Raw genomic sequence first — 14,681 nt, 5'->3', positions numbered from 1 at the left:
GCTGCGCGGCCGGTCGAGGTGGGCGGCGAGCTCCGTCACGCGCGCACCGTTCAACTCCCGTAGACCTTCTAACACCTCGAGCGTCCGAATCGTCGATTTAACCGGGTTCGACGCTTCCTTGAGCATGGTCTCGCTCACACACCCGACACACAAAATAGTTAGTTATCGATAGTTATGTTCACTTTGAGCAATCGATATGTACCCGTCGGAGAGCGCCCCGAAACGAGGTTCGACGGGGTGCTGGCGGCGTCAGCGCACCGTACAGGTCGTTACGCACTGTCGAACGGCCACCGAGTGATGCTGACAGCCGTGGTGCGTTATACGTTCACACAAGACATCTATCGTGGACGATTGTTAACTAATGGCCGGCGTTACGGGGTGATGCTTTCGTTTACAGACATACTGCTGTAACGCGAGCGTGGCGACGATGGTGTGAAGCCGACGGTGGCGACGACTCATTCACGATCCCTGAACGGACGTCCCACTCCGATGTAGCGAGCGTCCGGCAGGGAGCGACGACGGCCGGCATCGGGAGCGTCGCGACTGTCAAGGCACGGACGGACACGAAAAAACGACCCGCGAGCGCGGGCGGGGGTGGAGTGGTTACTCGGCGTTGGGCGACCCGACGCGGTCGGCGGCGACGGCGTCCATCTCGCCGACCTGCACGTTCCAGAGGTCCGCGTAGAGGCCGTCCGCGGCGAGTAACTCCTCGTGGGTGCCGCGCTCGACGATTTCGCCGTCTTCGAAGACGAGGATGGTGTCCGCGTCACGGACCGTCGAGAGGCGGTGGGCGATGGCGAACGTCGTCCGGTCGGCCGTGAGGTCCGTGAGCGAACGCTGAATCGCCAGCTCCGTCTCGTTGTCCACATGACTCGTCGCCTCGTCCAGCACGAGAACGTCCGGGTCGCGGAGGATGGCGCGCGCGAGCGCGACGCGCTGACGCTGCCCGCCCGAGAGCTTCACCCCGCGTTCGCCCACCATCGTCTCGTAGCCGTCGTCGAGGTCCGCGACGAAGTCGTGCGCGCCCGCCATCTTCGCCGCCTCCACGACGGCGTCCGAATCAATGTCTTCGAGGCCGTACGCGATGTTCTCCGTCACCGTCCCGTAGAACAGATAGGGGTCCTGCGAGACGTAGCCGATAGCGTCGCGGAGGCTCTCAAGGGAGACGTCCCGGACGTCGTGGCCGTCGAGACGGACCGCGCCCTCGTCCGGGTCGTAGAAGCGCAGGAGGAGCTTCATCGTGGTCGACTTCCCGGCGCCCGTCGGGCCGACGAGCCCCACGTAGTCGCCGGGGTCGGCCTCGAAGGAGACGTCCCGGAGGACGACCTCCTCGGACTCGCCGCGCTCGTCCTCGTAGGCGAAGGAGACGCCGTCGTACTCGACGTGGCCCTCGACGCCCTCAAGCGTAATTGCGTCCTCTTCCGCGCCGACGCGCGGCTCCATCTGCAGGAGGCCGACGATGCGCTCGCCCGCCGCCTCCGCGTACTGGTAGCTGTTGATGATCTCGCCGAACTGGCGCATCGGCCAGACGAAGCGCCGCGAATAACTGAGAAAGAGGACGACTGTGCCCGTCGTCATCGTACCCGTGAAGAACGGGAGGGGCGGCGACCCGGTGACGACCCACCAGCCGCCGATGAGGAAGACAGCGACGTACGCGGTGGCAGTGAGGATTTCGAGGCTCGGGAAGAAGAGGATGCGCGTCGTGATGGCGTCCCACTGCGAGTCGAGGTACTCTTCGGAGGCGTCCCGAACGCGCTCGGTCTCGAAGCGCTCCGTCGTGAACGCCTTCACCGTCTCGATGCCGCCGATGTTGTTCTCGAGGCGGGAGTTCAGCGCGCCGACGGCCTGCCGGACGTCCTGATACTTCGGGTGGATAGTCGTGACGAACCAGTGGCTCACGAGGCCGAGCAGCGGGATGACGAGGACGGGGATGAGCGCGAGTCGCCAGTTGATGAGCAACATCACGACGCCCATGCCGCCGACGCGGACGACAATGTTGATGAACATGTTGAGGTCGTTCGTCAGGAACCCCTCGAGTTGGTTGACGTCGTTGTTCAGCACGCTCATCACTTCGCCGGTCTGGCGGTCGTCGAAGAACCCCGTCTCGCGGCGCTGCATTGCGTCGTAGGTGTCGACGCGGACTTCGTGCTGGAAGTGCTGGGCGAAGTCGTTCCACGTGTAGCTGTTCACCCAGCTCAGCCCGGCGCTCAGGCAGTAGGCGACGACGAGCACGCCGCCGAGGAGGAGGAACTGTGCGCCGGCGGTGTCGGGGAGCCACGCGTCGGGGACGTACGGGAAGCCGAACGGGCGACTGTTCGTGAACAGGGTGTCGATGGCGACGGAGAGGACGTAGGCGGGGACGAGCTCCATCGCGACCGAGAGAACGCTCGCCGTCCCGCCGATGGCGAACTGCGGGCGGTAGCCCCCGCCGTACTCGCGGAACAGCCGCCAGATGGCGTTGCCGTCCTCCGCGCGTATCTCCGCGAACTCGTCGTCGTCAGCGGGCTCGGCCATAGTGGTGTGAACGTTCAGTCAGACTCCTGAAAAGGTTCCGGTCGGTTCGGGTCGTCAGCCGCCGTGCGAGCTGCGAGTGTGGCGTGGAAACACTTTTCACTCGAGGCCGGCACCAGAGCGTATGGACCAATCCACCGGCGGAACCGAGAACGGGACGGGCTACGTCGTGAGCGAGCGACTCGACCCGCTATTGGTAGAGCTCTGTGACCGGCGGACTCAGCTCATGGCGCTGTTCGCCATCGCGGTGCTCTTCCTCGGCGTCCAGCTACCCTACCTGTTCGTCGTGGAGTCCGGGACGGCGCTGTTCGTCGTCTCGGTGTTGAACGTCGTCGCGCTCACCGGCGCCGTCGTCGTGCTCGGGGCGGCGCTCTGGTACTGCCGAAAGCTCAGGCGGCACAATGCGGCGCGCTGGAGTTAGTTGGTCGCGGCCCGACGCTCGGAACGGAGTTTCAGCAGCCAGAGCGCGACGTAGGAGAGGGCGCCGAAGAGGGCGAACGACGCACCCCAGACGCCGAGCATTCCGGCGAACGTCCGCGTCGGTTCGTTGGTCGGCGTCGGCTGTCCGATGGAGAGGTTCCACGCCCACCCGACGGCGGCCATCACGACCCCGATGCCGACGATAGTCATCAGGAAGTTGCGCGCCATCAGGTAGTAGGCGGCGAGCAGGTACATCTGCGCGCCGCTCGACTCCTCTCTCGCTAGCTCCAGTTCGCGTCTCATCGTTCGTGGTATAGGAAGAGTAGTATTTCAATATTGCGCCAATGGTTGCCGTGGTACAGTAGGTCAAACAGGCGCGTGTGGCCGAGCGCGGGCGGGCAGACGCTCACGCGAGCGCAAACTAATTTATGTCATCTCTAAATCATCCAGAACATTTATGATATTGTGTGCCAAGTACCGACCATGCGGCACGTCGACCGTACACAAGACGACAGTGGACTGTCTCGACGCCAGTACGTCGCGTTACTGGCAGGTAGCGGAATGGCCGGTCTCGCGGGCTGTGGCGGGTCCTCGGACGGCGACACCTCGAACGGCGGCGGGACGTCGGAGGGCGGGGGCGGCGGGAACACACCAGTCAGCGACACGCTATCGGTCACCGTGAACAACGTCGCCTCCCAGTCCAACCTCCAACCGTGGGCGACGACCGTGAAGAACACCGGCCTCACGTGGATCACCGAACTCGCCGCGCCACAGGACCCCGCGACCGGTGAGTACAAGCTCAGCGGGAGCACCTTCGACGCGCCGTGGGTCGAGGGGACGGACCAGATACAGGTCTACTCCATGCTGAAGGACATGACCGTCAACCCGCCCTACGAGTGGACGTGGGAGCTAGAGGACCTGCAGTACTGGGACGGGACGGACATCGACGCCGAGGCGCGCCGCCTCCACGACCGCGTCTACTACTTCAACGACGGCAACAAGTTCGTCAAGACCTCGACGTTCAACTACGAGGTCGTCGACAAGTGGACGTACAAGGGCTGGCGGAACAAGGGGGAAGTCGAGGGGCAGGAGAAGGACCCCGCGAACAAGTTCGTCATCCGCGGGAAGAACTACCCCAGCGGGCCGTCCTCGATCCCGTTCCACCCCGGCTTCACCAAGCAGTGGGTCCAGAAGTTCGAGGACGCCTCGACGAAAGAGGCGGTGAACTCCGTCAGCAAGGAACTCGGGAGCACCCGCGTCTCCTTCGGCAAGTTCGCCGAGGAGGGTTGGGGCTCCGGCCTCTACCAGATCGAGTCGCGTGACGATGTCTCCGACCAGGGCATTACGGCGAAGCTGCGCGACGACCACCCGAACGCCGAGCACGCGACCATCCCGAACCTCGAGATGATGTTCGCGAACGGCGACCGGACGCAGGTCCTCACCACCAACGGGAAGGTCGACATCGGGAACGGCTACATCCCCGAGAAGTCCGCGGGGACCGGCGGCGCGAGTCGCGCCACCCTCCCCGACTACATCCAGCAGATTCAGGAGTGGCTCCAGCTCGGCGGCGACACCCTGATGTTCAACTGGAAGCACAACAAGCACCTCGGCCGCCTCTGGTTCCGCCGCGCCGTCGTCGCCGCGACGGACTGGGACGCACTCCGGCAGAACGGGTGGGGCGTCGGCGTCTCGAAGAGCTCCCAACACCACACGGGGATGCTCGACACGCTCGCCGAGCAGACCTTCTCGAAGGAGTTCCTCGACAAACTCTACACGTACCCGATTAAGTCCGACATGGCGCTCGCCGAGAAGTGGCTGAAGAAAGGCGGCTACTCGAAGCAGGGCGGGAAGTGGGTCGGCCCCGACGGCGACACGGCGTCCTTCGAGGTCAACTACTACGGCCCGACGAAGGCGTACATCGGCGCGACGCAGACGATGCAGGCCAACATGCAGGACCTCGGCGTCAACCTCAACGTGAAGGGGCTGCCGAACACCGCGTTCTCGAAGGCGCTGAAGCCCGAGAACGAGAACTACGACGCCGTCTTCACGTGGGACAACGACAACGAGCCGTGGAAGGAGTTCTGGTCGCACGGGAACTGGTGGCGCATGGGCTTCATCAGCGGCGACCCGAACGACAACCCCGGGCAGGCCGTCGTCGACTACCAGGACCACGGCAGTCAGCACCGCGACACCGTCGACACACTCGGGCGGCCGCTCCAACCCGAGATTCCGAAGGAAATCGGCTCCATCGAAGCGCCCGACCAGGCGGGCCGCGACCCCGACCTCCCGAACGGCGAGACTATCGACCTCGCGAAAATCATCCACAAACTCCGCGCGCCCGATATTTCCGACGACGAGTACCAGACGATGCTCCGGCAGTGCGCGCGCTGGTACAACTTCTACCTGCCCGACTTCCACTTCCACCAGTACAAGGCTGGACTCTACGGCAACGTCCGGGACTTCAAGTTCGCGCCGCAAGGCAAGCAGATAAACCAGCTCTCGAAGGAGTTCGGCGGCGACGACTTCCAAGTCCTCGGCGGCATCCCACAGGTGAAGTACAACACCGACTACGAGAAGCCCTGACGACGAGGCGACGACGACTGTCGGTCCTCTTCTTTCGCGCGCGACGCCGTGAGCGGTCGCGTCAGCGCTCGGCCGGTGCGATGTCACCCGCCCGCAGGAGCGCGTGGAGTGCGTGTCCGTCCGACCCTGCGGTCCGATAGGCCGGGTCGTCGGCGGCCGGCCACGAGAAGTCGCGCGCGTTCCCCCAGACGCCGCTCGTCGCCGTCGCGAGGTAGAAGTCCGGGAGCGCGTGGTTCCACCAGCGCGCGAACGTCCGGGCCGCGGCCGCCGTCTCCGCCTCGGCGGTCGGCCGCTCGATGCGCCGCCAGGTCTCGAGGAGGTCCACCGTCTCGGTCCCGCCGTCGCCCGTCGGCACCTCGGGTTCGACCGGACGGCCGAGCGCGGACTCAGTCGCCGCGTCCGTGACGCCGTAGCCGAGCGTCGCGGGCGACGGGTCGGTCACGTCGTAGGCGGCGTACGGCGTCCCGGTCGTCCACCAGAGCAGCAGGTCGTACTCGTCGCGGCGGCTGACCGCGAGGAAAGAGGACGCCGGCGACTGCGTGACGTCGACGCCGACGCCGAACGCGCGCAGCGAGTTCGCGATGAGCTGCGCGCTCGACCCCCACGCCTTGTCGAGGAGCGTGTCGAGGCGGAGCGCGAGCCGTCGGCCGTTCGGCCCGTACCAGTCGCCATCGTCACGAGTGTAGCCGGCGTCGCGGAGGAGTGTCGCGGCGCGCTCCGTGTCCGCCGCGACGGGATAGGTGCGCAGCGAGGCGCGGATCGCGTCGTCCAGCCAGTCGTCGGCGGCGGGAGCGGCGAGCCCCGTCTGCCGGCGCGGCGGACTCCCCCACGCGGCGTTCTCGACGACGGTCGGAATCGGGAGCGCGCAGAAGAGCGCGCGGCGGACGGCGCGACGCGCGAGGTGCTCGTTGCGCCAGTTCACCACGAGTTTCGTCCCGCCGGTCGTCCGGTAGCGGGCGCGCTGTTCGATGTAGTCGGGCGGGTTCGCACCTCGGTCGGCGAGGAGGCCCTGTCCGCCGTCGAGGGTGCCCTCGCCGATGAGGCCGTTCGCCTGCGAGGCCTTCGCGACGGGGAGCCAGAGGCGCGGAATCGAGAGCGCGTCCGCGTTCGGGTGGTCGTCGTGGCGCTCGAGGAGGAGGCGGTTCGGCGACACCTCCACGAGCTCGTAGGGGCCGAAGCCGAGGCCGCGTTCGCGCACCGTATCGAGGTCGAGTTGGAACGACCGGAGGTCGGCGGCGACGCGCTCGCGCGCCGCCGTCGAGGAGGCGTCCTCGAAGCGCTCGAGCCACGACCGGAAGACGGACGCCGGGGCGTCGACGCCGCGGACGACGTTCGAGAGCACGAGGTGGCGCGCACGGGGCGCGTCGAGGCTGTAGCGAATCGTGTAGTCGTCGACGAGCGTCGCCGTCGGGGTGCCGTCGGGTGCGACGAACTCGTCGATGCGGTGGGCGACCCACGCGTCACGGGCGTCGACGGGGTCGCCGTTCCACCACGTGTAGGCGTCGCTGTACGTCACGGTGACCGTCGAACCATCGAGTTCGACGGCGTCGAGCAGGGGGCCAACCTCGTAGCGGCCGGCGTGGGTGCGCTCGACGGCGGGGTCGAAGACGAGCGACGCGAAGTCCGCAGGGTACTGCGTGCCCCACGGGTTGAGCTGCGCGCGCTCCGTCGAGTGTGAGAACACCGTCCCGAAGACCGTGGTCGAGTCGCCGATGTCGTCCCCGTTCCCGCCGCCGTCGAGACATCCCGCGAGCGCGCCGAGCGTGCCGCCCGCGCCGAGCGCGCCGAGGAAGCGTCGACGCGTCACACTCGAGTCGTCGTCAGTCATGGTCGCTGGGTAGCCACCGGACCGGGTTAAACGCCGCGCCCCGCCTCGAGCGCGTCGGCGGCGGCGGCGCGAACGTACGGTTCGTCGCCAGTCTCCCGGAGGGCGCGGAGGCGCGCGGTAACGGGCTCGACGATGTCGGGGTCGTCGTCGGCGAGGAGGGCGAGGAGCGTCGCGGCGCTCGCGTGGACGGCGGGTTCCTCGTCGTGGAGGCAGTCTCGGAGAATGTCGACGGCGGGGGCAACGGCGTCACGGACGGCCGACGGGGTGTCGGGGGAGGCAACGGCGAGAACGCGGAGCGCGCTCGTGCGGACGTCCGCCGGCGCGTCGGCGTCGAGTCGGCCGGCGAGCGCGTCGATGTGCGGGCGGACGACGGCGGGGTCGGCGTCCGCGAGCGCAAACAGGGTGTCGGCGGCGGCGACTGCGACGCGCGGGTCGCGGTCGGTGAGACGGTCGGCGAGCGTGTCGGCGCACGGTACGACCGCGTCGGGGTCGTCGCGGGCGACGGCGACGATGGCGCGGCCGGCGGTCCGGCGTCGCGTCCGCTGGCGCGCGAACTGCTCCTCGCGGACGTCCTGCAGTTGCGGCGCGGGGTCGCCGTCCCGCGTGGGCACGCCGGCGACGTCGACTTCGGGCTCGCGGAGCGCCTCGACGAACGCGGGGCGGTCGGGTGCGACGGCGGCGAGCGAGACGAGGGCGTGCTCGCGGACGTGTTCAGCCTCCGCGTCGAGGAAGGGGCGGATGGCCTCGACGTGCGGCCGGACGGCCTCGGGAGCGCTGCGAGTGAGGTGAAAGAGGGCTTCGAGGGCGTTCCACCGGACGAGCGAGAAGTCGTCGGCGAGGCACGCGGCGAGGGCGTCGGCGGCGTCGCGGTACGGGTCGGGGTCGACTTCGCCGAGGTCGCCGAGCGCGGCGGTGGCGTCGACGCGAATCTGGTCAGCGGGGTCGTCGAGGCGCTCGACGAAGTCGTCGACGGCGTACGCGAGGAAGGTCCGGTCGTAGCCGCCGAGGACGCGAACGCCCTCGACGGCGCGCCGACGGACCGCGGGGTCGTCGGCGTCGAAGAACGCGAGGAGGCGGTCGGCGTCCGCCGGTTCGGGGTCGGTTCGCACCTTCTCGAGGAGGGTGTGCACGCGAGTCTCCGTGTCGGTCATGTCTGAGTCATGCGGCCGGCCGCGAATAAGTGTACTGTCGAGTGCGGCGTTTCGGGGCGTACGCGCCCGAGAACTCGCGTTCAGCACAACCAAAGATATAATAATGAGGGTGTCACACACTGTGATGGATATGAGAGATGACACCCGGAGAATAGGGTTGAGAGCCATTGCGTTCCTGCGGAATTACTACGTCCGCCGCATCCTGCGCGCGACGGCCACGTTCCTCCTCGGGATGTTCGTCGTGTTCGCGCTCTACCGCCTGATGCCGGGCGGGCCGCTCGATGCGATGATGACGCAGATGGTTCAGCAGATGCGCCAGGAGCAGGGGCACGTCGACATGGCCCGGATCGCCCACCGGGCGAAGGTGCTGACCGGCATCGACCCCTCGAAACCGATACCGCTTGCCTACTACGGCTACCTGAAGGACATCATCATCCACCAGGACTTCGGACAGTCGATCGCCTACAGCGACCCGGTGTTCAAAATCCTGTTCAAGGCGATGCCGTGGTCAATCTTCATCAGCGTTTACGGCCTGTTTCTCGGATACACGTCGAACATCCTCATCGGGGCGCTCATGGCCTACCGTCAGGGGACGCGGACGGACAGCAGCCTCACCGTCTTCGTCCTCGTGATGAACTCGGTCCCCTACTTCGTCGTCGCCATCGTCCTCCTCAGCCTCGTCGGCTTCCAGTGGCACCTGCTGCCGACCGGCGGGCGCTATCCGTCACAGGCGACCCCCGGGTTCAATCTCGAATTCATGATCGGGATGGTGAGACACTCCATCCTCCCCATCGGGTCAAGTTTCATCGTCGGCTTCGCCGGCGGTTCGCTCCAGATGCGCGGGAACGCCATCAGCATCATGGGCTCGGACTACCTCCGGCTCGCGAACATCCGGGGGCTGAGCACGAACCGCATCCTGACACGCTACCTCACGCGGAACGCCATCCTCCCGATTTACACGTCCATCATCATCGGGATTTCCGCGCTGTTCAGTTCGAGCGTCATCACCGAACGCATCTTCCAGTATCCGGGTGTCGGATGGTACACGTTCGAGGCGCTCCAGTATCAGGACTACCCGCTCCTGATGGGGGCGTTCATCTTCTTCGCGCTCCTGACGATTCTCGGGACGCTCATCGCGGACTTCACGTACGGACTCATCGACCCACGCGCCGGCACCGGCGACCAGAGAGAGAGCTACTGACATGACCTCCCGAGACCCACAGACCGACGGCGGCGAAGTGACGAAAGAACAGATCTTCGGGACGGGCGACGACACCCGGACACGGATAACGCATCGGAAGCGTCTCAGGCGCTTCTTCGACGCGTACGTCCTCGCGCCGCTCCGCATCGCCTCCGAGGACTGGCGGACGGTCGTCGGCGGCCTCGGTGTCCTCGGCTACCTCCTCATGGGGTCGCTCGGCGTGATTCTCATCCCGCAACCCGAGCTCAACCGCGGCCCGCGCTACCTCCAGCCGTTCCAGCAGTGGTCGTTCCCGCTCGGGACGGACAACGTCGGGCGCTCCATCTTCCGGCGCATCGTCCACGCGACGCCGGCGATGCTGGAGATGGCGCTCGCCGGCATCCTCTTCGCCGTCGTCGTCGCCGTCATCATCGGCTTCGTCGCGGGCTACAAGGGTGGCCGCATCGACGAGGCGCTGATGGGGCTGACCGACCTCCAGATCATCATCCCGGGCCTCCCGCTCATCATGGTGCTCGCCGCCGTCTACACGCCGACGAACCCGTTCCTCGTCGGGGCCATCGTCTCCATCGACAACTGGCCGGGGCTGGCGCGTGCCATCCGCTCACAGGTGTTGACGCTCCGCGAGGAGGACTACGTCGAGTCCGCCCGCGCGATGGGGCTCTCGACGCCGACCATCATCAGACAGGAGCTCCTCCCGAACATCGCACCCTACATCCTCGTGAACGCCGCGGGCGCGGCGACGTTCGTCATCAACTCCTCCGTCGCGCTCTACTTCCTGAACATCCTCCCGTTCAACACGCTGAACTGGGGCGTCATGATCAACCTCGCGTACTCGCAGGGGCACGCCGTCTCGAACCCCGCCCGCGCATGGCACTGGCTGTTCTTCCCGCTCGTCGTCCTCTCTGGGCTGAACTTCGCGCTCATCCTGTTCTCACAGGGTCTCGACCGCGTGTTCAACCCGCGACTGCGCGCCCGCCACAGCAACACCACCGGAGGTGACGAGTCGTGAGACGGACACGGCGACGCCGAACGAACAGCGCGCGAAGCGACACGAAGTAAGCAGACAATGGCAATACAGAACTCCACGCAGACTGGGCGCACCGGCTCACAAAAGGACGTCGTCCTCGACATCGAGGAGACGAACGTGCACTTCGACCTCTCGCGGGGCACCTCGCAGGTGCTGAACGACGTGAACCTCGAAGTCGAGCGCGGCGAAATCCTCGCCGTCGTCGGCGAATCCGGCAGCGGGAAGTCGATGTTCGCCGCCTCCATCCTCGACGCCGTCGAGGACCCCGGCGTCACTACCGGCGACATCACCTACTACCCGAAGGGCCAGACGCACGCGCGCCTCGACGACGAGGCGATCGACGTCCTCGACCTGAACGAGAAACAGCTCTCGGCGCTGCGCTGGGAGGACATCTCGATGGTCTTCCAGGGCGCGATGAACTCGTTCAACCCGACGATGAAGATTCGGACGCACTTCGAGGAGACCGTCCGCGCACACGACGCTGACCTCGACGCGTGCATGGAGCACGTCGCGGACGTCTTCGACGCGCTCCACCTCGACATGGGCCGCGTCCTCAACTCCTACCCGCACGAGCTCTCGGGCGGGATGAAACAGCGTGCGCTCATCGCGCTCTCACTCGTCCTCGAGCCGAACGTCCTCGTGATGGACGAACCGACGGCGGCGCTCGACATGCTGATGCAGCGCTCCATCATCTCGATGCTGCGCGAACTCCGGGACACCTTCGACTTGACCATCGTCTTCGTCACGCACGACCTGCCGCTGGTCGCGGGGCTCTCGGACCGCATCGCCGTGATGTACGCCTTCGAGTTCGTCGAAGTCGGACCGACGCGCGAACTCCTGCTCGACGCCGCCCACCCCTACACGCGCGCGTTGCTCCGCTCGGTGCCGAACGTCGACACGAAAATCGAGGAGATGGAGGCCATCGAGGGCGCCAGTCCCGACCCGGTGAACATCCCGCAGGGGTGCTCGTATCACCCGCGCTGTCCACTCGCCGACGACCGCTGTGAGGCGAACGACCCGGAGATGCACGCCGCGGACCCCGGCCACGAGGCCGCCTGTTACTACGTCGACGAGGCGCGCGAGACGGTGCCCTACCTGCTTCACGGCGCCGAACGGGGTGACGCCCGATGAGCGACGGGACGCCGCTGCTCGAGCTCGAGGACGTGGAAGTGCACTTCAACCCGGGCGGGATGGTCCGCAGTCTGCTCTCCGAGCAGACGGTGCGCGCCGTCGACGGCGTCGACCTCACGCTCGAGGAGAACGACGTCATCGCACTCGTCGGCGAGTCCGGCTGTGGGAAGACGACGCTGGGGAAGGCGGCGGTCGGCCTCCAGCGCCCGACCGGGGGCGACGTGAACTACCGCGGGCAGGAAATCTGGGAGGCGAAGGACTCCCGGGACGCCGACATTCCGTGGACGGAAATCCGGCGCTCGCTCCAAATCATCCATCAGGACCCCGCGAGCGCGCTGAACGGGTCGCGGCGCGTCCGCGCGCTCCTCGCCGACCCGCTGAAGAAGTGGCGGACGGACCTCGGGCCCGAGGAGCGCCTCGAAACCATCTACCACTACCTCGAGTACGTCGGGATGGAGCCGGTCGAGGACTACGCGGACCGGTACCCCCACCAGCTCTCGGGTGGGGAGAAACAGCGCGTCGCGCTCGGGCGCGCACTCCTGATGAACCCGGACGTCATCCTCGCCGACGAGGCCATCAGCGCCCTCGACGTGAGCCTCCGCGTCGAGATGATGGACCTCATCATCGACCTGCAGGGGATGTTCAACACCTCCTACCTCTTCGTGAGCCACGACCTCGCGAACGCGCGCTACCTTACGAAGCAGGCGGGCGGGAAAATCGCGGTGATGTACCTCGGCGAAATCGTCGAAATCGGTGACCCGGACGACATCGTGCAGAACCCCCAGCACCCCTACACGAAGGTACTGCGGTGGTCGATGCCGCCCATCGACCCGGACGCGGCGGCGAAAGCCGTCGAGGAGGAGCCACCCATCCGGAAAATCGACGTGCCGGACCCGAAGGACCCCCCGTCGGGCTGTAAGTTCCACACGCGCTGTCCGCACGCCCGCGAGGCGTGTACGCAGGAGGAGCCGGCACACTTCGAGACGGAGTACGACACGCGGGTCGCGTGCTTCCGACAGCTCGACGACCACGCCTACTGGGACTCGCCCGAACTCGAGGACGAGGCGGACGGGACGGACATCGGCACGGACGGCGAGGCGACGGCGCGGGGCGACTGACCGCACGACGGAAACACTTTTATCGTTCGTGTAGGATACCTCTCGTCTATGCAAGGACAACGTGGTGGCGGACCGACGGTCGTGCTCTCCGAGGAGTCCGAACGTGCGTCCGGCGAGGACGCGCGAGCGATGAACGTCTCCGCGGCGCGGGCCGTCGCGGACGCCGTGCGGACGACGCTCGGCCCGAAGGGAATGGACAAGCTCCTCCTCGACTCCAGCGGGAACGTCGTCGTGACGAACGACGGCGTGACGCTCCTCGAGGAGATGGACATCGACCATCCGGCCGCCGACCTCCTCGTCGAAGTGGCCGAGACCCAGGAGGCGGAGGTCGGCGACGGGACGACATCCGCGGTGGTGCTCGCGGGCGAACTGCTCGCGGAGGCCGACGACCTCCTCGAGCGCGGCGTCGCCGCCTCGACGGTGACGGCGGGGTACGCGGAGGCTGCCGAGCGCGCACAGGCGTTCCTCGCGGAGCACGCCGACCCCGTCGACCCCGACGACACCGAGACGCTCGAAGCCATCGCCGCCACCGCGCTCTCCGGGAAGGGTGCGGAGGCCGCACAGGACCACCTGGCGTCGCTCGTCGTCGCCGCCGTCGAGGTGGCCACCCGGCCGGACGGCGGCGTCGACCGGGACGCCGCTGTCGTCCGGTCGTTCCCCGGCGGGTCGCTCACCGATTCGCGTTTCGTCGACGGCGCGCTCGTGGACGTCGACGCGCCCCACGAAGGGATGCCCCGTCAGTTCGAGGACGCGTCCGTGCTCGTCTACGAGGGCGACATCGAGGCCCCCGAGGTCGACGACGCGACGGCGACCGTCGGCGACTTCGAGGCCGCGGAAGCCTTCGTGGAGCGCGAGCAGGCCGAACTCGACGGGATGGTCGACCACCTCGTCGGGACGGGCGCGGACGTCGTCCTGGCGGACGGCGGTATCGACGACCGGGCGCTCGCGCGCTTCGCCGACGCGGGCGTGCTCGCGCTCCGACGCGTGGACGAGGAGGACCGCGCGCACGTCGCGGCCGCCACGGGCGCGACGCGCGTCTCCAGTCTCGCGGACGCGACGGCCGCCGACCTCGGGCACGCGGGACGGGTCGAGCAGGAGCGGATTCGGGCGTACGGCTACACGCACGACGCCGAACCGGAGCGGACGTTCGTCTTCAGCGACGGCGCGGGCGGCGAGGTCGGGACCGTCCTCCTGCGCGGAGGCACCGAGCACGTCCTCGACGAGGTCGAACGCGCCGTCACGGACGCGCTCGGCGTCGTCAGCGCCGCCATCGAGTGCGGCGCCGTCCTCCCGGGCGCGGGCGCGCCCGAAATCGAACTCGCCGGCCGCCTGCGCGACTACGCGGACGGGGTCGAGGGCCGCGAGCAGCTCGCCGTCGAGGCGTTCGCGGACGCCCTCGACGTCGGCCCGCGCACCCTCGCCGAGAACGCCGGTCACGACCCCATCGACGCGCTGGTCGCGCTCCGCGCTGCCCACGCCGGCGGCGACGGCCACGCCGGATTTGACGCCGACACCGGTGGCGTGCTGGACGCGTTCGAGGCGGGCGTCGTCGAGCCGCTGCGCGTGAAGACGACGGCCGTCGAGGCCGCCATGGACGCCGCGACGATGCTCCTACGCATCGACGATGTCGTCTCCGCGAGCGACCTGCCATAGGGTGCCATCGGGCCGGGATTTTCGGTCGCTGCAAGCGAGCGCGGGGAGGCGAATTCTT

Annotated in this window: 11 protein-coding genes; 7 read left to right on the top strand and 4 right to left on the bottom strand. The window is 67.5% G+C overall.

What is annotated here, in order from left to right; all coding sequences use genetic code 11:
- Positions 1-603: 603 nt before the first annotated feature.
- A complete protein-coding gene (locus ACQUS8_RS16035) occupies positions 604-2,514 on the bottom strand; it encodes an ABC transporter ATP-binding protein (RefSeq protein WP_435102971.1) in 1,911 nt (636 codons plus the stop codon).
- 121 nt (positions 2,515-2,635) lie between these two features.
- Here ACQUS8_RS16035 and ACQUS8_RS16030 point away from each other — a divergent pair, with 121 nt between their 5' ends.
- Positions 2,636-2,932 (top strand): hypothetical protein, encoded by a 297-nt coding sequence (locus ACQUS8_RS16030; RefSeq protein WP_435102969.1) that lies wholly within the window; start codon positions 2,636-2,638, stop codon positions 2,930-2,932.
- Here the strand turns inward: ACQUS8_RS16030 and ACQUS8_RS16025 are convergent.
- Positions 2,929-3,234, bottom strand: coding sequence for a hypothetical protein (locus ACQUS8_RS16025; protein WP_435102967.1), 306 nt, complete (start codon positions 3,232-3,234; stop codon positions 2,929-2,931). The two genes, ACQUS8_RS16030 and ACQUS8_RS16025, sit on opposite strands and share 4 nt — an antisense overlap.
- 258 nt (positions 3,235-3,492) lie before the next feature.
- Between ACQUS8_RS16025 and ACQUS8_RS16020 the strand changes: the two genes are divergently transcribed.
- A complete protein-coding gene (locus tag ACQUS8_RS16020; RefSeq protein WP_435102965.1) occupies positions 3,493-5,514 on the top strand; it encodes an ABC transporter substrate-binding protein in 2,022 nt (673 codons plus the stop codon).
- Positions 5,515-5,575: 61 nt separating this feature from the next.
- Here ACQUS8_RS16020 and ACQUS8_RS16015 read toward each other — a convergent pair whose 3' ends face one another.
- Complete coding sequence (locus ACQUS8_RS16015) at positions 5,576-7,342, bottom strand: ABC transporter substrate-binding protein (RefSeq protein ID WP_435102963.1); 1,767 nt, start codon at positions 7,340-7,342, stop codon at positions 5,576-5,578.
- 26 nt (positions 7,343-7,368) lie between these two features.
- The gene (locus tag ACQUS8_RS16010) at positions 7,369-8,493 is read right to left on the bottom strand and encodes a HEAT repeat domain-containing protein (RefSeq protein WP_435102961.1); all 1,125 of its coding nucleotides are present in this window, start codon (positions 8,491-8,493) and stop codon (positions 7,369-7,371) included.
- Between the two features lie 130 nt (positions 8,494-8,623).
- On the opposite strand from ACQUS8_RS16010, the gene ACQUS8_RS16005 reads away from it, so the two are divergent.
- The 5 genes from ACQUS8_RS16005 to thsA are packed head-to-tail and all read left to right on the top strand — an operon-like array spanning position 8,624 to position 14,623.
- Positions 8,624-9,694 (top strand): ABC transporter permease, encoded by a 1,071-nt coding sequence (locus ACQUS8_RS16005; RefSeq protein ID WP_435102959.1) that lies wholly within the window; start codon positions 8,624-8,626, stop codon positions 9,692-9,694.
- A 1-nt stretch (position 9,695) separates the two neighbouring features.
- The gene (locus tag ACQUS8_RS16000; RefSeq protein WP_435102957.1) at positions 9,696-10,703 is read left to right on the top strand and encodes an ABC transporter permease; all 1,008 of its coding nucleotides are present in this window, start codon (positions 9,696-9,698) and stop codon (positions 10,701-10,703) included.
- A gap of 57 nt (positions 10,704-10,760) precedes the next feature.
- Positions 10,761-11,852, top strand: coding sequence for an ABC transporter ATP-binding protein (locus ACQUS8_RS15995; protein WP_435102955.1), 1,092 nt, complete (start codon positions 10,761-10,763; stop codon positions 11,850-11,852).
- Complete coding sequence (locus ACQUS8_RS15990) at positions 11,849-12,970, top strand: ABC transporter ATP-binding protein (RefSeq protein ID WP_435102953.1); 1,122 nt, start codon at positions 11,849-11,851, stop codon at positions 12,968-12,970. Before ACQUS8_RS15995 ends, ACQUS8_RS15990 begins: the two co-directional genes overlap by 4 nt.
- Positions 12,971-13,018: 48 nt before the next feature.
- Entirely contained in the window at positions 13,019-14,623 is a 1,605-nt protein-coding gene (thsA, locus tag ACQUS8_RS15985; protein WP_435102951.1) for a thermosome subunit alpha, read from the top strand.
- Positions 14,624-14,681: the final 58 nt, after the last annotated feature.

Origin of the sequence: Halarchaeum sp. P4, from assembly GCF_051195175.1 — an archaeon.
Lineage (GTDB): Archaea > Halobacteriota > Halobacteria > Halobacteriales > Halobacteriaceae > Halarchaeum.
The sequence above is the reverse complement of the archived record's forward strand: the minus strand, read 5'-3'. Positions and strand labels throughout refer to the sequence as shown.

Bases quoted from the DNA above. Each gene is read 5' to 3' on its own strand.
- ACQUS8_RS16000 (WP_435102957.1), top strand. From the start codon at position 9,696: ATGACCTCCCGAGACCCACAGACCGACGGCGGCGAAGTGACGAAAGAA.
- thsA (WP_435102951.1), top strand. From the start codon at position 13,019: ATGCAAGGACAACGTGGTGGCGGACCGACGGTCGTGCTCTCCGAGGAG.
- ACQUS8_RS16025 (WP_435102967.1), bottom strand. From the start codon at position 3,234: ATGAGACGCGAACTGGAGCTAGCGAGAGAGGAGTCGAGCGGCGCGCAG.
- ACQUS8_RS16030 (WP_435102969.1), top strand. From the start codon at position 2,636: ATGGACCAATCCACCGGCGGAACCGAGAACGGGACGGGCTACGTCGTG.
- ACQUS8_RS16005 (WP_435102959.1), top strand. From the start codon at position 8,624: ATGAGAGATGACACCCGGAGAATAGGGTTGAGAGCCATTGCGTTCCTG.
- ACQUS8_RS15995 (WP_435102955.1), top strand. From the start codon at position 10,761: ATGGCAATACAGAACTCCACGCAGACTGGGCGCACCGGCTCACAAAAG.
- ACQUS8_RS16035 (WP_435102971.1), bottom strand. From the start codon at position 2,514: ATGGCCGAGCCCGCTGACGACGACGAGTTCGCGGAGATACGCGCGGAG.
- ACQUS8_RS16020 (WP_435102965.1), top strand. From the start codon at position 3,493: ATGGCCGGTCTCGCGGGCTGTGGCGGGTCCTCGGACGGCGACACCTCG.
- ACQUS8_RS16010 (WP_435102961.1), bottom strand. From the start codon at position 8,493: ATGACCGACACGGAGACTCGCGTGCACACCCTCCTCGAGAAGGTGCGA.
- ACQUS8_RS15990 (WP_435102953.1), top strand. From the start codon at position 11,849: ATGAGCGACGGGACGCCGCTGCTCGAGCTCGAGGACGTGGAAGTGCAC.
- ACQUS8_RS16015 (WP_435102963.1), bottom strand. From the start codon at position 7,342: ATGACTGACGACGACTCGAGTGTGACGCGTCGACGCTTCCTCGGCGCG.